The organism is Microbacterium sp. K2, from assembly GCF_051365005.1.
GTDB classification, from domain to species: Bacteria; Actinomycetota; Actinomycetes; order Actinomycetales; family Microbacteriaceae; genus Microbacterium; species Microbacterium foliorum_B.
Genome location: NZ_JBLWII010000001.1, coordinates 839570 through 859080, shown reverse-complemented (window position 1 = coordinate 859080; position 19511 = coordinate 839570). Strand labels below are relative to the sequence as shown.

17 protein-coding genes are annotated in these 19511 nt (G+C 67.8%); 11 read left to right on the top strand and 6 right to left on the bottom strand.

What is annotated here, in order from left to right; translation table 11 throughout:
• Window positions 1–12 precede the first annotated feature (12 nt).
• From ACLKOY_RS04375 to ACLKOY_RS04345, 7 genes are all read left to right on the top strand, one after another.
• Entirely contained in the window at window positions 13–912 is a 900-nt protein-coding gene (locus tag ACLKOY_RS04375; protein WP_140036789.1) for a F0F1 ATP synthase subunit gamma, read from the top strand.
• Between the two features lie 21 nt (window positions 913–933).
• Window positions 934–2388 carry a F0F1 ATP synthase subunit beta gene (gene atpD / locus ACLKOY_RS04370; RefSeq protein ID WP_042541846.1) on the top strand — a complete coding sequence of 485 codons (1455 nt, stop codon included), beginning with the start codon at window positions 934–936 and terminating at the stop codon, window positions 2386–2388.
• A 2-nt stretch (window positions 2389–2390) separates the two neighbouring features.
• Window positions 2391–2651 (top strand): F0F1 ATP synthase subunit epsilon, encoded by a 261-nt coding sequence (locus tag ACLKOY_RS04365; RefSeq protein ID WP_436452584.1) that lies wholly within the window; start codon window positions 2391–2393, stop codon window positions 2649–2651.
• Between the two features lie 71 nt (window positions 2652–2722).
• Complete coding sequence (locus ACLKOY_RS04360) at window positions 2723–3469, top strand: YaaA family protein (RefSeq protein WP_436452583.1); 747 nt, start codon at window positions 2723–2725, stop codon at window positions 3467–3469.
• Between the two features lie 118 nt (window positions 3470–3587).
• Window positions 3588–4373, top strand: coding sequence for a large exoprotein (locus ACLKOY_RS04355; RefSeq protein WP_436452582.1), 786 nt, complete (start codon window positions 3588–3590; stop codon window positions 4371–4373).
• Between the two features lie 243 nt (window positions 4374–4616).
• Window positions 4617–5435 (top strand): PP2C family protein-serine/threonine phosphatase, encoded by an 819-nt coding sequence (locus ACLKOY_RS04350; protein ID WP_140036792.1) that lies wholly within the window; start codon window positions 4617–4619, stop codon window positions 5433–5435.
• Between the two features lie 57 nt (window positions 5436–5492).
• Window positions 5493–8255, top strand: coding sequence for an FtsK/SpoIIIE domain-containing protein (locus ACLKOY_RS04345; RefSeq protein WP_436452581.1), 2763 nt, complete (start codon window positions 5493–5495; stop codon window positions 8253–8255).
• Between the two features lie 19 nt (window positions 8256–8274).
• On the opposite strand, the gene ACLKOY_RS04340 is transcribed toward ACLKOY_RS04345, so the two are convergent.
• Window positions 8275–9270 carry an asparaginase gene (locus ACLKOY_RS04340; RefSeq protein WP_436452580.1) on the bottom strand — a complete coding sequence of 332 codons (996 nt, stop codon included), beginning with the start codon at window positions 9268–9270 and terminating at the stop codon, window positions 8275–8277.
• 81 nt (window positions 9271–9351) lie between these two features.
• On the opposite strand from ACLKOY_RS04340, the gene ACLKOY_RS04335 reads away from it, so the two are divergent.
• On the top strand, window positions 9352–9846 hold the full coding sequence (locus ACLKOY_RS04335; protein WP_436452579.1) for an OsmC family protein: 495 nt from the start codon (window positions 9352–9354) through the stop codon (window positions 9844–9846).
• Window positions 9847–9860: 14 nt separating this feature from the next.
• On the opposite strand, the gene ACLKOY_RS04330 is transcribed toward ACLKOY_RS04335, so the two are convergent.
• Complete coding sequence (locus ACLKOY_RS04330) at window positions 9861–10640, bottom strand: lysophospholipid acyltransferase family protein (RefSeq protein WP_436452578.1); 780 nt, start codon at window positions 10638–10640, stop codon at window positions 9861–9863.
• 123 nt (window positions 10641–10763) lie between these two features.
• Here ACLKOY_RS04330 and ACLKOY_RS04325 point away from each other — a divergent pair, with 123 nt between their 5' ends.
• Together ACLKOY_RS04325 and dxr are read left to right on the top strand one after the other, a co-directional pair.
• A complete protein-coding gene (locus ACLKOY_RS04325) occupies window positions 10764–11753 on the top strand; it encodes an FKBP-type peptidyl-prolyl cis-trans isomerase (protein ID WP_436452577.1) in 990 nt (329 codons plus the stop codon).
• A gap of 36 nt (window positions 11754–11789) precedes the next feature.
• Entirely contained in the window at window positions 11790–12872 is a 1083-nt protein-coding gene (gene dxr, locus ACLKOY_RS04320; RefSeq protein WP_436452576.1) for a 1-deoxy-D-xylulose-5-phosphate reductoisomerase, read from the top strand.
• A 43-nt stretch (window positions 12873–12915) separates the two neighbouring features.
• On the opposite strand, the gene ACLKOY_RS04315 is transcribed toward dxr, so the two are convergent.
• From ACLKOY_RS04315 to ACLKOY_RS04305, 3 genes are all read right to left on the bottom strand, one after another.
• Window positions 12916–14538: a Mur ligase family protein gene (locus tag ACLKOY_RS04315; protein ID WP_436452575.1), complete on the bottom strand. Its 1623-nt coding sequence runs from the start codon at window positions 14536–14538 to the stop codon at window positions 12916–12918.
• Window positions 14539–14627: 89 nt separating this feature from the next.
• The gene (locus tag ACLKOY_RS04310) at window positions 14628–15314 is read right to left on the bottom strand and encodes a YcnI family copper-binding membrane protein (protein WP_436452574.1); all 687 of its coding nucleotides are present in this window, start codon (window positions 15312–15314) and stop codon (window positions 14628–14630) included.
• 89 nt (window positions 15315–15403) lie between these two features.
• Window positions 15404–15976: a hypothetical protein gene (locus tag ACLKOY_RS04305; protein ID WP_436452573.1), complete on the bottom strand. Its 573-nt coding sequence runs from the start codon at window positions 15974–15976 to the stop codon at window positions 15404–15406.
• 82 nt (window positions 15977–16058) lie between these two features.
• Here ACLKOY_RS04305 and ACLKOY_RS04300 point away from each other — a divergent pair, with 82 nt between their 5' ends.
• A complete protein-coding gene (locus ACLKOY_RS04300) occupies window positions 16059–17375 on the top strand; it encodes a M50 family metallopeptidase (RefSeq protein ID WP_436452572.1) in 1317 nt (438 codons plus the stop codon).
• 60 nt (window positions 17376–17435) lie between these two features.
• Here the strand turns inward: ACLKOY_RS04300 and ACLKOY_RS04295 are convergent, their stop codons facing one another.
• The gene (locus tag ACLKOY_RS04295; RefSeq protein WP_436452571.1) at window positions 17436–19319 is read right to left on the bottom strand and encodes a chorismate-binding protein; all 1884 of its coding nucleotides are present in this window, start codon (window positions 19317–19319) and stop codon (window positions 17436–17438) included.
• Window positions 19320–19511 lie beyond the last annotated feature (192 nt).

Below are 19511 nucleotides of genomic sequence, written 5' to 3'. Positions count from 1 at the left end.
GGAACTGAATTCATGGGCGCTCAACTCAGGGTCTACAAGCAGAAGATCAGCTCTGCTCAGACGACCAAGAAGATCACGAAGGCGATGGAACTCATCGCGGCTTCGCGCATTCAGAAGGCGATGGCACGCGTCAAAGCGTCCAGCCCCTTCGCGCGAGCCGTGACGAGGGCCGTGTCGGCCGTCGCGACGCACTCGAACGTCGACCACCCGCTCACCCGCGAGCCCGAGACGATCCGCCGCTCCGCGGTCGTGATCTTCTCGTCGGACCGCGGTCTCGCCGGAGCCTTCAACTCGCAGATCCTCCGTGAGGGTCTCGAGGTGGCAGAGCTCCTGCGCGGGCAGGGCAAGGAGCCGGTGTTCTACCTCGTCGGACGCAAGGCCGTCGGATACTTCCAGTTCCGTCGCATAGCGGCGGCCGCGGAGTGGACCGGCGACACCGACACCCCGTCGTTCCACACCGCAGAGGAGATCTCGGCCAAGCTGCTCGAGGACTTCGGGCGCGGTGCAGACGACGGTGGCGTCGACGAGATCCACCTCGTGTACAACCGTTTCGTCAGCATGATGACGCAGTCGCCTGAGTCCGTGCGTCTGCTTCCGTTGGAGATCACGGAAGCCGATGACTCGGAGGCCGGTAACGCCGTCTACCCGCTGTACGAGTTCGAGCCGGATGCCGAGACCGTTCTCGACGCGATCCTGCCGGTGTACATCCAGAGCCGCGTCTTCAACGCGCTTCTGCAGTCGTCTGCCGCGAAGCAGGCCGCGACGCAGAAGGCGATGAAGTCGGCCAGCGACAACGCCGACAAGCTCATCACCGACTACACCCGTCTGCGCAACAACGCGCGTCAGGCGGAGATCACGCAGCAGATCGCAGAGATCGTCGGCGGCGCCGACGCGCTCTCATCGAGCAAATAGACCATCAGGAGAGAGACGAAAATGACCCCCACCGCTACGGCTGACCAGCCGGCGACCGCGGTCGTCGGGCGCGTCGCACGCGTCAACGGTCCGGTTGTCGACATCGAGTTCCCGCACGACTCGATCCCCGACATCTACAACGCACTCAAGACCACGATCGTGATCGGCGACTCTTCGGTCGAGATCACCCTCGAGGTCGCTCAGCACCTCGGCGACGACCTCGTTCGCGCCATCGCTCTGAAGCCGACCGACGGCATCGTCCGCGGCCAGGAAGTGCGCGACACCGGTGAGGCCATCTCGGTCCCCGTCGGCGACGTCACCAAGGGCAAGGTCTTCAACGTCATCGGCGAGGTACTGAACCTCGAGCCCGGTGAGACGATCGAGGTCACCGAGCGCTGGCCGATCCACCGCAAGGCTCCGAACTTCGACCAGCTCGAGTCGAAGACGACCATGTTCGAGACCGGCATCAAGTCGATCGACCTTCTGACCCCCTACGTGCTGGGCGGAAAGATTGGTCTGTTCGGTGGAGCCGGTGTCGGCAAGACCGTCCTCATCCAGGAGATGATCCAGCGCGTCGCGCAGGACCACGGTGGAGTCTCGGTGTTCGCCGGTGTCGGCGAGCGTACCCGTGAGGGCAACGACCTGATCCACGAGATGGAAGAGGCGGGTGTCTTCGACAAGACCGCCCTCGTCTTCGGCCAGATGGATGAGCCGCCGGGAACGCGTTTGCGCGTCGCCCTCTCGGCTCTGACGATGGCGGAGTACTTCCGTGACGTGCAGAAGCAGGACGTGCTGCTCTTCATCGACAACATCTTCCGCTTCACGCAGGCCGGTTCCGAGGTCTCCACGCTGCTCGGCCGCATGCCCTCCGCCGTGGGCTACCAGCCGAACCTCGCCGACGAGATGGGTGTGCTCCAGGAGCGCATCACGTCGACCCGTGGCCACTCGATCACCTCGCTGCAGGCGATCTACGTCCCGGCCGATGACTACACTGACCCGGCTCCGGCGACGACGTTCGCCCACCTCGACGCCACCACGGAGCTCTCGCGTGAGATCGCGTCGAAGGGTCTGTACCCGGCCATCGACCCGCTGACCTCGACGTCGCGCATCATGGACCCCCGCTACTTGGGCGAGGACCACTACCGCGTCGCCACCACGGTCAAGCAGATCCTCCAGAAGAACAAGGAACTGCAGGAGATCATCGCGATCCTCGGTGTCGACGAGCTCTCCGAAGAGGACAAGATCGTCGTGTCGCGTGCACGCCGCATCCAGCAGTTCCTCTCGCAGAACACCTACATGGCCAAGAAGTTCACGGGTGTCGAGGGTTCGACCGTCCCGCTCAAGGAGACCATCGAGTCCTTCGATGCGATCACCCGCGGTGACTTCGACCACGTCGCCGAGCAGGCCTTCTTCAACGTCGGTGGCATCTCCGACGTCGAAGAGCAGTGGGCGAAGATCCAGAAGGAGAACGGCTGACCATGGCATTGCATGTCAGCCTCGTCTCCGCGGATGCGGAGGTCTGGACGGGAGAGGCGAGCCTCGTGGTCGCCAAGACCGTCGAGGGTGAGATCGGCTTCATGACCGGCCATGAGCCGGTCCTGGCGATCCTCGCCGAAGGCCAGGTCCGCATCACTCAGACGGATGGCACCAAGGTGCTCGCGAACGCGCAGGACGGCTTCCTCTCGATGGAAGGCGACGTCCTTACGATCGTGGCAGGCAACGCGGCTCTCGTCGCCTGAGCAGTTCAGTCATCGCGTCCGCCTCGGCCCCTCTGGGGTCGGGGCGGACGCGTCTGTATCCCCGAGGTTTCATGAAGATTCTCCTGCCCCCGTCAGAGACGAAGCGACCCGGAGGGAACGATGCGCCTCTCGACGTGAGCGCCCTCGCGCTTCCGGGCCTCGGCGCGAAGCGTCACGAGGTGATCGACGCTCTCATCGATCTGGCAGGAGACGAAGAGCACGCGCGAAAGGTGCTGAAGCTCAGCCCGAAGCAGGTCGGCGACGTCGTTCACAATCGGATGCTGCGCTCGGCGCCGACCATGCCGGCGGTGGATCGCTACACGGGCGTCCTCTACGACGCGCTCGATGCGAGCAGTCTCGCCCCGGCATCCCGTCGCTGGCTCGGCGCGAACGTCTGGATTCACTCGGCCCCGCTCGGCCCGGTCGGGGCGCTCGACGCCATCCCGCCGTATCGCCTGGCTGCGGGCACCTCGCTGCCTGGTCTGCCTGCGCTGCGGCGACACTGGGCCGACGCGACCACCGAGGCGATAGCGGGGGAGGACCCGGACTTCGTCCTCGACCTGCGTAGCGAAGCGTATGTCGCGCTCGGCCCCGTGCCTGGCACCGTGACCTCGTGCTATGTGCGGGTCGTCACGGAACACGGTCGCGCTCTCAACCACTTCAACAAGAAGTCCAAGGGGCTGCTCGTGCGGGCTCTGGCGGAGGATCGCCCGCGGGTTCGATCGCTTCGGACGCTCCGGACGTGGGCCGACGGCAGAGGACTCGTTCTCCGGAGCAGCGACGACTCCGGTGTCGAAGAGCTCGTCGTCGCGGAATGACCGCGCATGACGTGCAGCGCGTTCTCCGCGCGTGGGTCGTTGCCTCGCATATCGGCACACCGATATGGTTGGTGTCGCGGCGCGCACAGCGTCAGCTCCATCAGATCCGGAGGGGATCATGTACAACGACTATTACGACAATGGGGCGGCTATCGCCGGCCTCTTCGTCGTCTTCCTGATCGGTCTGCTCTTCGCGCTGGCGTTCTATGTGATCTCGTCGATCTTCCTGATGAAGATCTTCGAGAAGGCCGGTGTCCAGGGCAAGTGGCGCGCGTGGGTGCCTGTCTACAACTCGATGATCTTCGCGAAGCTCGGAGACATCTCCCCGTGGGTCGTCCTGATCGGCATCGGACTCTCGTTCATCCCGTATCTCAACTTCCTGACCGGCATCGCTCTGGCCGTGGTTCTCGCTCTCGCCGCGTGGCGGGTCGGACTCAAGCTCCAGAAGGACGCTGTCTGGGTCGTCCTGTTCGTCCTGCTCTCGATCGTCTGGTATGGCATCAACGCCTTCGACAAGTCGCGCTGGAACCCGAACATCACTCCTGCTCCGTGGGCAGGGAACAGCTTCCTCGCTGACTCCACCGTCTGGGACGGCGTTCCCGTGCAGCCGCGCCCGGTGGCCGGCCCCGGCTACGGCGCTCCTCAGGGATACGGTGCCCCTCAGCAGGGCTACGCGCCTCCCGCACCACAGGGATACGCTCCGCCCGCTCAGCCCGGCTACGCGCCTCCGGCTCAGCCTGCCCAGCCGGGCTACGCTCCGCCCGCAGCGCCGTCGTCCCCGGCCGCTCCAGGCGTTCCGCCGGCTGCTCCGTCCACTCCTCCGACGGCACCGCCCGCTCCGCCCGCAGCGCCTCCGGCAGCTCCGCAGGTTCCGCCCACGGAGCCCACGCAGCCTCCGGCTTGATCTGACGTGACACAGAGCCCTCGACTTCGGTCGGGGGCTCTGTGCTGTGCGGGGATGGGGCTGCTGTGTCGGAGCGCCAGGGTGGAAGACGATAACGTGGAGGCATGGTCATGTGGCAGCCCCGGTTCGGCGCCGCAGGACTCCGCGTTGCGGCCGGGGGTGCGAGTGCGACCGTCGCAGCGTCCACTACGATGTGTGAGTGTCCTGGGGTAGCCCGACCCGCAGGAAATCCGGAGGCGACGAGTGGCTGAGACGACGACGAAGACGCGCAGCGTCACGGTTGCGCAGCGCACGCTGCTGCTTTCCTGGGCGGGTGTGACCGACGTCGGTCGGCGCCGCGAGACGAATCAGGACGCGTTCTTCGCGGACTACCCGCTGTTCATCGTCGCCGATGGCATGGGCGGTCACGCCGGTGGTGAGATCGCGAGCCGAAGCACGGTCAAACGACTTGACGCCGTCGTCGCCGCTGGCGCGGTCGATCGCGGATCCATCGAGGGCGCGCTGGAGCTGGCCGTCGCCGACATCGCCGACCATCCTGAGACCACGGACGAAGGCACCGGCACCACACTCACCGGAGTCTTCCTCGAGTTCGAGGGCGACGAACCGCACTGGACCTCGCTCAACATCGGCGATTCGCGCGTGTACCTTCTCAGGGACGAGCGTCTGGTGCAGATCACCACCGACCACTCTGTCGTCCAAGAGCTGATCGCAGCAGGCAAGATCAGCCCCGAAGAGGCTGAAGGGCACCCGTACAGCAATGTGATCACGCGAGCGGTGGGAGCGAGTGAGCTCACTGCTCCCGACTACGTCACGCTCGATGTCCGTCCTGGCGACCGGTTCGTGATCTGCTCGGATGGGCTGACGAAAGAGCTGACCGACTACGGCATCCAGCATTTCCTCCGTGAGAACGCCGATCCCGCGGCCGCTGTCGATGCAATGCTCGCAGCGGCGTTGGAGAACGGGGGCCGCGACAACGTGACGCTCGTCATCGTGCAGATCGCAGACGAGTCCTCCTCCACACCGGACGAGTCTTCCTCCACACCGGACGAGTCCGCCGAATAGCGGCCGATCCCTGGGGAGGGCGCACTCGGCGCCTCTTCCGTGGGGTCCACTGGGGGCATGGACTCTCTGCCGATAGCGATCCCTGCCGCCCCTGTTCCAGCTCGCAGGCCACCCACGCCGTTCATCGCGGCGCTCGTGCCGGTGGCCGCCGGAGTGGTGCTCTGGCTGGTCACCGGCTCCCTGTTCTCGCTGTGTTTCGCGGCTCTCGGACCACTGATGATCTTCGCGTCGTTGATCGACGGGTCGCGTTCCCGGAGGAAGGCGTTCCGGGCCGCCGAGGCCGAGAGCGCGATGGCCTGGTCTCTCGCTGACGCACAGCTGACACGGCTCCACGACGATGAGCGTCAGATGCGGTGGCACCGTCATCCCGATGCGGCGGCAGGTCTTGCGCAACCGCCGTTGCGCGGCCTCGAACCACCGGGCGCCGACACCGAGATCGTCGTCGGCAGCGGGGTCGGCAACAGTGCGGTGCGCGCATCGGGTGGCGACGGGGAGCGCGAACGCGAGTTCCGGACGCGATGCGCCAGGCTCGAGAACGTGCCGATCACTGTTCCGCTCAGTGGCGGTCTGGGGCTGCGCGGTGCGCACCCCGTCGTCGCCGCTGCGACGAGAGCGCTCGTGGTGCAGCTGTGTCTGAGATTCGGTGCCGCTCAGATGTCGATCGTCGGCCCTCATCTGGAGCAGTTGGGAGTCGCAGGGTTCCCACAGTCGCGTTTCGCGCAGCGCGGTTCGTTTCGTCTCGCGGTCGCGCGAAGCGGAGAGCCTCGGCCGTCGGCTGATGCTGTGATCTGGCTCCTCGGCCGTGACGAGGATGTCCCGGAGGGGATCACGACGGTCGTCGACATCGTCGAGCCGCACCGCGCGAGAGTCCGCACGCCGCGGGGGATCATCGAGGTCGCCGCTGAGTGCATGTCCCGCGATCAGGCACTCGCCACCGGAGAAGAGCGATCGGGTGAGGGAGACGAGCTGGACTCGCTCCCGGCCGGGGTGGCGCTCAGCGATCTGCGCCAGCCCGCGTCGCAGGTCGGGTTGGCGGCGGTGGTGGGCCGAGGTGAACGCGACGACATCCTCCTCGACATCGTCGACGACGGACCGCACGCCATCGTGACCGGCACGACGGGCAGCGGCAAGAGCGAGCTGCTGGTGTCGTGGGTGACGGCCATGGCGAGCAACCATGGACCGGACCGCGTGACTTTCGTCCTGGCGGACTTCAAGGGAGGCACGGCCTTCGAACCGCTTCGGATGCTCCCACAGGTGGCCGCGGTCATCACGGACCTCGATGAGGAGGGGGCACGCAGGGGAGTGTCCAGTCTGACCGCAGAGCTGCGCCGCCGAGAGTCCGTCCTCATAGAGGCCGGCGCACGTGATGTGCGGGAGATCGGAATGGCGAGGCTGGTGATCGTGGTCGACGAGTTCGCTGCATTGCTTCAGGACCATGCCGATCTCGGGGCCGTGTTCACTGACATCGCGGCCAGGGGCAGAGCGCTCGGCATGCACCTGATCCTCGGAACCCAGCGCGCCTCCGGCGTGATTCGCGACGCACTGGCCGCCAACTGCCCGCTCCGAGTCAGTCTGCGTGTCGCGGACGCCGCAGACAGCCGAGCTGTCATCGGCACCGACGGCGCGGCTGATCTTCCGGGCGGGGTCGAGTCCAGGGGCCTGGCGCTGGTCCGTCGTCCTCAGGATGCCGAACCGATGGCGATGAGAGTGGCGTTGGCGGGCGCGGCCGACCTGAGAGCCGTCACCTTGAGGTGGGCCGACGCCGACGTCCCGCACAGCCCGTGGCTGCCCTTGCTTCCGCTCATGCTCCCACTGGCAGCGCTCCAGCCCGAGACGCGGAGCGGCGATGTCATCCTGGGGCGAGCCGACGACCCGGAGCGTCAGCGCCAGCCGCTCGAGTCGCTCTCGATCGGCTCCGACCGCGGAATCGTGTTTCTCGGCGGACCGGGGTCTGGGCGCACCTCGGCGCTGCGTGCGCTGGCGACGCAGCATGACCAACCGATCTGGATACCGTCCGATCCGGAGGGCGCCTGGGACACCGTGGTCGCTCTGGCCGCAGACGGGTCCCGTGGTGCAGGACTCGTCCTCTGCGACGACATCGACGTCAGGATCAGCGAGCTGCCCCTCGAATACGGTCAGCATGCCGCGCAGCTCTGGGAGCAGATCCTGCGGCAGGGGTCCGGAACCACCTTCGCGCTCACAGCGACAAGAGCAGCCGGCCCCCTGGCGCGACTTCTCGATGCACTGCCTCGCCGCGGGCTGCTGAGGATGCCGAGCCGCGTCGATCATCTCGCCGCAGGCGGGGACTCCGCAGGTTTCGATCGAGACCGACCGCCGGGGCGGATGCGGATGGGGGATCGAGAGATCCAGCTGGTCTGGGTCCCCGAGGAGCGACTGCGATCGTCGGGACCTGGCCGCGGTGCTTCTCGGTATCGGGGCGATCACGGTTGGTCGCCGCGTGCCGCGGTCACGGCACTTGTCACCGCAGGAGTGGCGACTGTCGCCGAATCGCTGGCAGCCGCCCATCCAGGTTGCGATGTGGTGGCGCTCACGGGTGAACCTCGCGACCTGCAGGACTCGACGCGTCCGACGATGCTGATCGGTGAAGCGGATGCCTGGCAACGCAACTGGCCGCTGTGGCAGCGGGTGCGCCGAGAGGGAGAGACCCTCATCCGGGCCGAGAACGCCACAGAGGTGCGGCAACTCGCGGGTGTGCGTGAACTCCCGCCTTACGCGCGACCGCACGCCGGGCGCGCCTGGTCGCTGATCGGCGATGCCGGGCCCCGTCGTGTCGTCATCCCGGCGCTCGCGCCCCGGTGATGAGCAGTGCGTCGTGCGGTCAGATGCCGCTGCCGGGGCGGACGGCTCCGACTTGCTCGCCGCCACCGAGCACCTCGAGCGGCAGAGCGGCTGCGAGAGTCGCTACCTCGGAGTCGGTGAGTCCGCCTGCGCGTGCGAGCAGAGTCGCGGCCACGATGGTCGATGCGCGTGCGCCGCCGTCGAGCATCTTCAATGCCACCGTTGTTCCGTTCGGAGCGACCATGACCATGATTCCCTCTGCGCCGCCCTTCGCGAACACTCCGAGCTTCTCGATCGCGATGGTGTCAGGGCGACCCGGGCCGTCGATGGTCCACGGGTGCTCGCGCACCGCGCGCACCAGGGAGCCGGCGACCCGGTGCAGGGCGAAGGGGGAGCGGTCCGAGGCGGTGCCGATCCGGTGGATCGAACGGGCGAGGCCCGTCAACGTGATCGCATAGACCGGGGCGCCGCATCCGTCGATCGCTGTATGGGCGACCTTCTCGCCGGTCAGGCGCTCGATGACATCGCGGATGTGCATCTGAAGCGGGTGAGCGGGGTCGAGGTAGCTGTCGGTGGGCCAGCCGGTCGCGACGCAGGCGCGAAGCATCGCCGCGTGCTTGCCGGAGCAATTCATGCGGATGCGGGTCTGCACACCGTGCTCGCGCACGAGCTCGTCGCGGGCGGACGTATCACCGGGCCACGCCGGCGGGCAGCCCAGGTGATCCTCGGTGAGACCGCCCTCGGTGAGTACGTCGCGGACCACTGCGGCGTGACGGTCGGTGCCGCTGTGGCTCGCCGTCGACAGGGCGAGCTGCTCGTCCTCGAGAGCTGCTCCGGCTGTGATGCACGCCACGGCCTGCAGTGGCTTGAGGCTCGAGCGAGGCAGGATCAGAGCATCCGCGTTCCCATAGCGCGCGACGACGTCGCCCTCAGGTGAGAGGACCACCGCCGCTCCCGCATGGCGGGACTCGATGAACCCGCTTCGTTCGACGACGGCAAGTTCCACGGCATCTTGAACGGTGAGAGTCTCCAGCACCTCCCAAGGATATCGTTGGTTGGGCGCACGCAGTGCCAGGCGCGGAGATCGTCGAAGGCTTCCCGGTGGCAGACTGTTCGCATGGGAGATCGACGATCGCCGCTCGGCGAGCACCGCTATTCACTCAGCTCGACCTGGACCGGCAACTCCGGCACGGGCACCAGCGGCTATCGCGAGTATCGTCGCGACGTCACGCTCGAGGTCGAAGGCAAGCCCGACATCCTCGCCTCCGCCGACAAGCCGTTCCGAGGTGATCCGTCGCGGTGGAATCCCGAGGATCTGCTGCTCGCGTCGCTCTCCGAGTGCCATCTTCTCTCCTACCTGCACGCGTGCGTCACCGCAGGCGTCGTCGTCGTCTCCTATCGGGACTCGGCCTCGGGGATGATGCGAGAGGACGGAAAGGGCGGCGGTGCGTTCGTCGAGGTGATGCTGCGTCCGGAGGTCGTCGTCGCCGATGCCTCGATGATCGACGCGGCCGAGCGTGCTCATGCGCAGGCCAATGCGTGGTGCTTCATCGCGAATTCGATGAACTTCCCGGTGCGGCACGAGGCATCGGTGCGCGCCCAGACAAGCTGAGCTGGCGGTCCGCGTCAGCGGCGCTCGTGGGGGAGCGCCTGCTTGATCTTCTCGATCGCGCCCTGCGCGGGAGCTTCGTTGTAGGCGTCAGCCAGCTCCTGGCCGGAAAGAGAATGGATCGCGGCCATGATCTCGTCCGTCGCGAGTCTGCGGGCGCGACCGCTCGTGGCGGGGCCATGTGGGGAGAGGTCGAGCGGCTCACCGAAGCGCACCGTGATGCGTTCCTTCAGAGTCGGCATCTTCGCGCCGACCGGCATGACCTTGTCCGTGCCGATCAATCCGACCGGGACGACCGGTGCACCGGTCTGCAACGCCAGGAAGGCCACGCCCGTGCGCCCCTTGTACAGGCGTCCGTCGGTCGAGCGTGTGCCCTCGGGGTAGAGCGCGACGGCGAGGCCTTCGTCGAGCAGCTGGCGTTGCACGTCGAGGGCGTCGAGGGCGGCCTTGCCCGCACCACGGCGTACGGAGATCGCGCCGATGGACTCGAAGAACGTCTTGCTGAGCCAGCCTTTGAACCCCGTCCCCTCGAAATAGGTGGACTTCGCCAGAAAATGCACGGGGCGCGGAGCGGCCACCGGAATCGCGATCGAGTCGATGAACGACAGGTGATTGCTCGCGAAGATGACCGCGCCGTCCTTCGGGACGTTCTCCCTGCCCTCGATGCGGGGCCGGTAGATCGTGCGCGCCAACGGGGTGATGAGGCTGCGGCCGAGCGCATAGGCCATGCCTGCGTGACGAGGCTTCTCAGTCTCTGAGGGCGAAGTTTCGGGCTCCACGGACTGGTCTGACGTCATCAGAGAAGATTACCCCGGCAATCATGCCGGGGCGGGAATGAAGCGCCAGCGCGCGCCTCCCAGCCTCAGCAAAGGGGCGTGCGAGATGATGGGGTGTCCCGCCCGCGATCCTGAGGTTCAACTGTGCGCAAGCGTCCGCTTATCGTCCTGTCCACCGTCGCCGCGGCGACTCTTCTGCTCGCCGGGTGCTCCGGAGGAGCCACCCCGGAGTCCACCGCCACCCCCGACGCGTCTTCCGAGAGCTCCTGCCTCGCTGATATCGCGTCGGGCGCAGGCTCTGATGCCGTGTCCGTCGAAGGATCCGGGGCAGATGCCAAGGTCTCCGTGCCCGAGGGCACGGACCTCGCCGAGGCCGAGCGTTCGGTCGTGGTCGAGGGCGATGGCGACGACGTCATGCCCGGAGACCTCGTATCGCTGCGCTACCAGCTGATCGACGCCACGACCAACGAGGTGCTCAGCACCTCGGAGCGCGGCCCCGACGGCGTTCTGTCCGCTCTCCTCGCCGTTCAGCAGCCGCAGCAGATCGTCGACCCGACGCAGTCCACCGTCTTCACGGTCGCGGCCGAGTGCCTACCGATCGGTTCGAGCGTCGTCCTGACCCTTCCCGCAGCGCAGGAAGGCATGAACCCGAGCGTGCTCTATGTCGAGACGATCGACCAGGTTCCCACGACGGCTTCCGGGTCCGATGTCGACGCGACCGATGGCATGCCCGTCGTCGAGCTCGACGATGCCGGTTCGCCGACCATCACGATCCCCGACTCCGATGCCCCCGCCGAGACCGAGGTGGCCGTTCTCAAGCAGGGTGACGGTGCCGTCGTCGGCGCGGGTGACCTGGTCACGGTGCAGTACCGCGGCGTGAAGTGGTCGGACGGCTCCGAGTTCGATTCCAGCTGGAGCCGGGACGCAGCGCCGTCTCAGTTCCCGACCAGCGGAGTGGTCCCCGGGTTCAAGATGGCCCTCGAGGGCCAGAAGGTCGGGTCGCAGGTGGTCGTCGCCATGCCGCCGAAGGACGGCTACGGCGAGGGCGAGCCCAACGACACCGATCTGACGGGGGAGACCCTCGTCTTCGTCGTCGACATCCTCGCGACCACGCCGGTCGAGCAGGCACCGTAAGACAGCGGGGCCGGGGGCTTGCCATAGGCTGGCGGCATGCGTCGCATCATCGTCCTCGGCTCCACCGGCTCCATCGGCACACAGGCGCTCGACGTCATCCGCGCCAATCCTCGTCGTTTCGAACTCGTCGGCCTCGCCGCCGGGTCGAACGCCGAGATGCTCGCGGAGCAGGCCGCGAGCTTTCACCTCGACAGCACCGCACTGGGCGCGGCCGAGGCCGAGCAGCTGGTACGCGATGTCGAGGCCGACGTGGTGCTCAACGCGATCACCGGGTCGATCGGACTCGGTTCCACCCTCGCAGCGTTGAAGGCCGGCAGAACCCTCGCTCTCGCGAACAAGGAATCCCTCATCGTCGGCGGTGAGCTGGTTCTCGCAGCCGCCGCCCCAGACCAGATCGTCCCCGTCGACTCGGAGCATTCCGCGCTCGCGCAGGCGCTGCGCAGCGGCACCCACGCCGAAGTGCGACGCCTCGTCGTGACGGCATCCGGTGGGCCTTTCCGCGGGCGTTCACGCGAGCAGATGCTCGAGGTCACCCCGCAGGAGGCGCTCGCGCACCCGACCTGGGACATGGGCCGCATGGTCACGACGAACTCCGCGACGCTGGTGAACAAGGGGCTCGAGGTGATCGAGGCGCACCTGCTGTTCGACGTCGCCTACGACGACATCGAGGTCGTCGTGCACCCGCAGTCGATCGTGCACTCGATGGTCGAGTTCATCGACGGGTCGACGATCGCCCAGGCATCCCCACCCGACATGCGTCTTCCGATCTCGCTGGGGCTCGACTGGCCGAGCCGCGTCGGCGGGGTCGGACGCCCTCTCGACTGGACCCAGGCGACCTCCTGGACCTTCGAGCCGCTCGACGACGTCGCTTTCCCGTCTGTCGATCTCGCCAAGGCCGTGGGCCGAGCGGGCGCGACGTTCCCCGCGGTCTACAACGCGGCCAACGAGCAGGCGGTCGATGCCTTCCATGAGGGGCGCCTGCCGTTCCTCGGCATCGTCGACACGATCGCACGGGTGGTCGACGCCCACGAGCCGCCGCAGACCCTGACGATCGAATCGCTCGCCGACGCCGAGGAGTGGGCGCGTCGCAAGGCCGACCAGCTGATCGCACGAGCCTGACGCGAGAGCGGCCGCAGCGGATCGCTGCGGCCGCTCTCCAGGGTCAGTCCTCGTCGGAGTAGGGGACCGGCCAGTGCGAGTCGGGTACGGGCCATCCGGCCGCGCGCAGCGCCCGTCGCGCCAGCTCACGGGCCGAATAGGGCGTGCGCACACCGCGGATGTCGCGGTAGTCCTGATGCCCAGGACCTGCCCACAGGATCGAGTCGCCTTCTCCGACCAGTCCGACCGCAGCGACGATGGCCGCCTCGGGCGGCGAGAACTCGTAGATCTCGGCGTCAGGCCGCGCCGCGCGTGCGCCGGCGACGAGAGTGGCCCTGATCGAGTCCGGGTCTTCGAAGCGCGGGTGGTGGTCTGTCACGACGAGGATGTCGCTGCCCTCGACGGCAGTGCGGGCCATGTCGAAGCGTTTGCTGGCATCGCGATCGCCGTCGGCGCCGAAGAGCATCAGAACCTTGCCCGGGGTGACGCGGCGGACCGCGGCGAGGGTCTTCTCGAAAGCATCGGGAGAGTGCCCGAAGTCGACGAAGACGACAGGGCCGGTGTCCCCGGAGACGAGCTGGGTGCGACCCGGAAGATCAGCCAGGATGCCGCCGTCGCGATCGAGTGCCGAGGCGATGCGGTGCCATTCGTAGCCGCCCTCGAGCAGCATCACGATCGCCAGGGCTGCGTTCGCGGCCATATGCGGGCCGATCACGGGAACCGTCGTGGTCAGGGTGCCCGCGGGGCCCGTCATCGTGAAGGTGGTGCCGGATGCGCGCTCGTCGTCGATCACGACAACCCAGTCCGCGCGGGCCGCAGCATCGGGATCAGCGGCGATCGACGGGGTGCCGACGGTGACGACGGGGATCTCGGCTCGCTCCACCACGATCGCTCCGCTGGGGGAGTCGAGGCAGACCACGCCGCGGGTCGCGCGGTCGGGGCGGAAGAGCGGGAGCTTCGCCTCGAAGTACTCCTCCATGTCGGCATAGTCATCGAGGTGGTCGTGGCTGAGGTTCGTGAATCCGGCGACGTCGAAGCGGATGCCGTCGACGCGATGCCGAGAGAGTGCCTGGGCGCTGACCTCGACTGCCACGGCTTCGACATCGCGCTCGCGCATGAGCGCGAGGAGGGCGTGCATCTCGGATGCCTCAGGGGTCGTCAGTCTCGAGACGATGACCTCGCCGGCGATGTGGCGCTCGGCCGTGGAGGAGAGTCCTGTCACGACGCCGAGCTGGTCGAGGATGCCCTCGAGCAGATGCGAGACGCTCGTCTTGCCGTTGGTCCCCGTGGTGGCGAACAACAGGGGGAGCGACTCGCCCGCGCCGGTGCCGTACACCCACGCGCTCAGCGCGCCGAGCACGCCGCGGGGGTCGTCCACGATGACCACGGGGAGTCCGGCGGGGTGGGCGATGTCTGCGCCGTCATCGTCGGTGATGATCGCGACGGCGCCCTTCTCGGCGGCGGTGGCCGCGAATTCGGCTCCGTGGCGGTTCACGCCCCGGATCGCCACGAAGGCCTCGCCTGCGCGCAGATCGGCGGTGGCGAGCGTGATGCCGGACAGGGTGATTCCGGTCACCTCGCCGCGGACTTCTCGAGCGAATCGAGAGGCGAGTTCGTACAGCTCACGCCGGGGCGGGTTCGCGGGGCGGAGCACGGGAGGCAGGCTCGGTTGTTGTTCAATCGACATGTCGCATCCATGATCTCACGCCCGCGGCGCGATCACCGGGTGCGGCACGTCTCCTCGGCCGCGTCGAGCCGAGGAGACGTGCCAGGGGGTCACGCCTTGCGGCGGTACGCCAGTACCGAGACGACCAGCGCGGCGATTCCGGCGACCAGGCCGCCCGCACCCAGCGCCGTCCCGAGCTCGTTCGAGGAGCCGGCCTGGTCGGCGGCATCCGAATCGGCGGTGTCCGCGTCTCCGGCGTCCTCTGCGGAGCCGTGCTCACCGTGGCCGTCAGCGGACGCGGCGACGACCTGGACCACCGGAGCCGGGGCGTCGAGGCTGTGCGGGTCTTCGCCGTCCTCGGCGAGCTGCGTCCACTCGGTGCTGCCCTCGACGCATGTCTGGATGACCGGGAACGCGAGTGAGTCGGGCGTGTCCTCGTCGAGCCCGACAGCCATGCTCACTGCGCCGCGCAGTTCGTTGGGCACCGGTGCGACGGCGGTGTAGGTCACGGCGCTGACGAGGCCATCATCGCCCTTCTCGATGTCGATCGTCCAGTCGCTGTCCATGGTGGGTGCGACGGAGGCGAGGCCCTCGGGCATCGTCACCTTCAGAGACGTCGTCGGGGAGTTCTCGCAGCCGTGGGCGAAAGAGAAGGTCAGCACGCCGTGGTCTCCGGCGATCAGCTCGTCGGGGCTGACGCTGACGTGGGCGCTCGCCATCGCAGGGATGGCGAGTGCGAGGATCGCGCCCCCGATGACTCCTGCGGTGACGTTGCGGCGGGTGGTGGTGAAACGCATGGTGGTACTCCTGTGTGCTGATCTGCGGGCGCGTCGGTGTGCGCGGCATCCGCGGGAAGGTGGAAACGCCTCGGGGAGGCGATGCGTGATCAGACGTGTGCTGGAGGACCGCGGCGCGACACCGACGCCGAGAAGTCGTTCTCATTCGGCACCCGGATGACGAACACCGGGAAGGCGGGGCGCTCGTGTGCGGGGCGGAACACCGTGACCGTGTGGCGCAGGCGTGCCTGCACCCAGCTGGCGATCGCCCGCACCGACGACTCGCCGTGACAGACCAGAGCAGTGGTGATGAGCGCCGCGATGACGTGACCGACGAGCATGAGGGCATCAGGAGCGGTCGCGGTGACAACCGGACCCAGAGCGGCGAGGTCGAGATGGTGGTGGTGCCCCGAGAGCGCCGTCGCACCGGTCGGCGTGCCGAGCAGCTGGAACACGAGGTGGAAGAGTCCCTGGCTGACCAGCACCGTCAGAGCGACGCGTGCGCGGGATACCCGGGCGCCGATGAGAAGCGCCGCCAGCGGCACGAGGAGCGTCGCGACGGCGAGCACCAGAAGCGGATGCGGGGCGGCTCCTCCTGCAGTGGTGTGCGATGCGGCGGCGACGAGAGTAGCCGCACCGGATGCCGCGGCTGCGCGCAGAAGTCGCAGCTGGCGGGAGGTCACACCACAAGCCTAATCGTGCCTCGCCGTCGTGCAGTACAGCACATGGGGCTTATTCCTAGGCGGCGAGCACTAGCTTGGGGGAGTGGAAGCACTGCTCTATCTGGGTGGCATCGTGTTCATGCTGATCGGCCTCGGCCTGTCGATCGGTCTGCACGAGGTCGGCCACCTCCTGCCGGCGAAGCTGTTCGGCGTGCGCGTCGGCCAGTACATGATCGGCTTCGGTCCGAGGCTCTGGTCGAAGCGCATCGGCGAGACCGAGTACGGGTTCAAACTGCTGCCGCTCGGCGGATTCATCTCGATGTCGGGGATGTATCCGGCCTCCACCGCACCGGGCCCGGCGAAGGGCGTCTTCCGCGCTCTCGTGCAGGACGCACGATCGGCGAACGACGAGACGATCGCGGAGGGGGCGGAGGACCGCGTCTTCTATCGCCTCCCCGTGTGGAAGCGCGTCCTCGTGATGCTCGGCGGTCCGCTGATGAACCTGATCCTCGCGATCGTGATCTTCACCGTGCTGGTATCCGGCATCGGTGTGCAGCAGGGAACCACGACGATCGCCTCGGTGAACCAGTGCGTTCTGCCCGCCGGATCGACGGCGACCGAGTGCGAACCCGACGACCCGGCGACGCCGGCCGCAGAGGCGGGCATCCGGCCCGGTGACGTGCTGGTGTCCGTCGACGGTCAGCCCGTTTCGACCTTCGCCCAGGCGACCGCGATCGTGCAGGCAGCGCCGGGGCAGACCCTGGATCTGGTGGTGCTTCGAGACGGTGCCGAGAAGACGCTGAGCATCACGCCGATCGAGGCTGAGCGCACCATCACGGATGCGAGCGGGCAGCCGGTCATCGGCGAGGACGGGCAACCCGTCGTCAAGGACGTCGGCTATGTCGGGATGGCGGCGCAGATGGGCTTCGTCCAGCAGCCGCTCTCGGCAGGACCCGAGATGGCGGCCGACACCGTCGCACGCGTGGGGTCGATGATCCTCACACTTCCGGTTCGGATCTGGGACACCGGTGTCTCTCTGGTCACCGGGTCTGAGCGCGACCCGAACGGCCCGCTCAGCGTCGTGGGCGTCGGGCGCATCGCGGGTGAGGTCGCGGCGATCGACGCGCCGATCCTCAACCGCTTCTCGGTGCTCCTCGGGCTTCTCGGATCCCTGAATGTCGCGCTGTTCGTGTTCAACCTGATCCCGCTGCTGCCGCTGGACGGAGGCCACGTGGTCGTCGCGCTGTGGGACGGGATCCGCCGTGCCTGGGCGAAGCTGTTCCGTCGGCCGCCGCCCCCGCCCGTCGACGCCACCAGGCTCGTGCCGCTGACCGTGGTCGTCGCCACACTGCTCATCGTGATGGGCGCCGTGCTGCTCCTCGCCGACGTCTTCAATCCGGTGAACATCTTCGGCGGCTGAGTCGCCTTCGGTGACACCGCTGTGTGCGTGGGACGGGTAGCCCCGGCACCCGCTCTCCGATCAGGCGAGCGCGTGCGAGACCAGACGCTCGAGAGTGCGGATGCCGTCGCGCGACAGGATCGATTCCAGGTGTCCCTGCACCGATGCGAAGCGCTCGCCGCGAAGCGCGTAGACGTCGCCTGATTCAGGGTCAGCCGACACTTCGACAGCTCCGGTCGGCGATGTGCCGGGCGTCACCCTGGCCGTGAAGGTGTTGTAGAAGCCGATCGAGGCGTCCTCGCCGAACACAGGGACCGACTTCTGCAGCCCTTGGTGCGGGGAGGCGAGGGGTGTCAGGGCGATGCCGAGACGATCGCTGAGGATCTGGTGGCTCAAGCACACCGCGAGAAGCGGTGACCCGGCGTCCACACGTCGGGACACCACCTCCCGCATCCTGGTGATGCGGTCGCTCCCGACGTCTCGGGGATCGCCCGGCCCTGGGCCCGCGACCACGAGGTCGGCAGCGTCGAGCTCCGCATCATCGGCGTCGCTCCAGGCGCGGATCGTGACATCGAGCCCGAGGTGGCGCAGCTGGTGGGCGAGCATGGTGGTGAAGCGGTCCTCCGCGTCGACGACGATCGCCGACCGGCCGGCGAAGGGCCCGGTCAGATCATCGCCCTGCGGGTTCAGCCAGAAGTCCGCCAGGCGCGCATTGCGCGAAGAGAGAAGCTCCGCGACCGTGGGGTCGTCGGCGAGGGGCTGTCGCTCTCCCGGGGCGTCGGCATCATCGCGGGCCTCGGCGACGCTGTCGCGATCGATCGCGCCGATCGCTCCGAGCACGCCGGCGGCCTTGCCGTGGGTCTCCGACACCTCGCCGTGCGGGTCCGAGTGCCGCACGAGCGTCGCGCCCACCGGCACGCTGAGTGAGCCGTTCTGCAGATACACGGTGCGGATGAGGATCGGGGCGTCGAGGTCGTGTCCACCGGCGTCGTTCGGAGTGAACAGGGCTGCCACACCGGAGTAGTAGCCGCGCGGCTTCTTCTCGTGGCGGCGGATCACCGCGCACGCGTTCTGCATCGGCGAGCCGGTGACGGTGGGCGCGAACATGGTCTCGCGGAGGATGTCGCGGGGGTCGAGCGCGCTGCGGCCACGGAGCATGTACTCGGTGTGGGTGAGGCGCGACATCTCCTTCAGATGCGGGCCAGTGATGCGTCCTCCGTCGGAGCAGACGGCGCTCATCATCTTGAGCTCTTCGTCGACCACCATGAAGAGCTCTTCCGTCTCCTTGGTGGAGGAGAGGAAGTCCACCAGCGTCTCCTTCGTGGCTCCACCCGCGGGGTGGCGGAACGTGCCGGAGATCGGGTTCATGGTGACGACGCCGCCGCGTGCGACGACGTGCGCCTCGGGGCTCGCGCCGACCGCGATGTGTCCGGGGGTCACCACCGCGAAGGTCCAGTAGGCACCCCGCTCGTGCGTGAGCAGGGCGCGGAACCACGTGAGTGCGGCCGTACGGTCGTCGACGTCGATCTCGGCGGTGAAGTCGCGGCGGATCACGAAGTTCGCGCCCTCGCCGCGTCCGATCTCGTCGGCGATCACGGTCTCGACGATCGTGGCATACTCCTCGTCCGGGATGTCGAAGCCGCCGTCACGCAGCGGCACGGCGTCCGAGGGCAGTGCCGAGAGCAGCTCGGGGGTAGCGATATGAAGGTGCTCATCGACCACGATGCAGCGCAGGGGTGCACCGTCGTCCTGGGCGACGAAGCCGCGCTCGCGCACCTGTCGGTAGGGCACCATGGTGAAGATCTCGCGGGGGATGCCGTCTATCGACAGCGGGATGTCAGCCAGCAGTTCGACATCGACGACCTCGCCGGTGAGCAGCTCGACGGTGTCTGCGCCGTCGCGCGCGATCAGCACGAACGATGCCGTGGGATCCGCGGTGAGCTCGGAAAGACGTGAGAGGGTCATCGGTGTCTCCTGTGCATGGCTCCGGCTCGGCTCAACGAAAAGACCGCCCCGGAGGCGGTCTGGATTCGTGGGAACGCGAACACACCGCCTAAGAGGCGGGCCACCAGGTGAAGTTCGCGAGCATGGGCTGAAAACTATCACACCGCGCACCGACGCCCAGGCCGTATGACGCGCACCCGTGCCGTGCGGCAT

Excerpts from the sequence above, each read along its gene's own strand:
- ACLKOY_RS04375 (WP_140036789.1), top strand. The coding sequence starts at position 13 with ATGGGCGCTCAACTCAGGGTCTACAAGCAGAAGATCAGCTCTGCTCAG.
- atpD (WP_042541846.1), top strand. The coding sequence starts at position 934 with ATGACCCCCACCGCTACGGCTGACCAGCCGGCGACCGCGGTCGTCGGG.
- ACLKOY_RS04365 (WP_436452584.1), top strand. The coding sequence starts at position 2,391 with ATGGCATTGCATGTCAGCCTCGTCTCCGCGGATGCGGAGGTCTGGACG.
- ACLKOY_RS04360 (WP_436452583.1), top strand. The coding sequence starts at position 2,723 with ATGAAGATTCTCCTGCCCCCGTCAGAGACGAAGCGACCCGGAGGGAAC.
- ACLKOY_RS04355 (WP_436452582.1), top strand. The coding sequence starts at position 3,588 with ATGTACAACGACTATTACGACAATGGGGCGGCTATCGCCGGCCTCTTC.
- ACLKOY_RS04345 (WP_436452581.1), top strand. The coding sequence starts at position 5,493 with ATGGACTCTCTGCCGATAGCGATCCCTGCCGCCCCTGTTCCAGCTCGC.
- ACLKOY_RS04335 (WP_436452579.1), top strand. The coding sequence starts at position 9,352 with ATGGGAGATCGACGATCGCCGCTCGGCGAGCACCGCTATTCACTCAGC.
- ACLKOY_RS04330 (WP_436452578.1), bottom strand. The coding sequence starts at position 10,640 with ATGACGTCAGACCAGTCCGTGGAGCCCGAAACTTCGCCCTCAGAGACT.
- dxr (WP_436452576.1), top strand. The coding sequence starts at position 11,790 with ATGCGTCGCATCATCGTCCTCGGCTCCACCGGCTCCATCGGCACACAG.
- ACLKOY_RS04315 (WP_436452575.1), bottom strand. The coding sequence starts at position 14,538 with ATGTCGATTGAACAACAACCGAGCCTGCCTCCCGTGCTCCGCCCCGCG.
- ACLKOY_RS04310 (WP_436452574.1), bottom strand. The coding sequence starts at position 15,314 with ATGCGTTTCACCACCACCCGCCGCAACGTCACCGCAGGAGTCATCGGG.
- ACLKOY_RS04295 (WP_436452571.1), bottom strand. The coding sequence starts at position 19,319 with ATGACCCTCTCACGTCTTTCCGAGCTCACCGCGGATCCCACGGCATCG.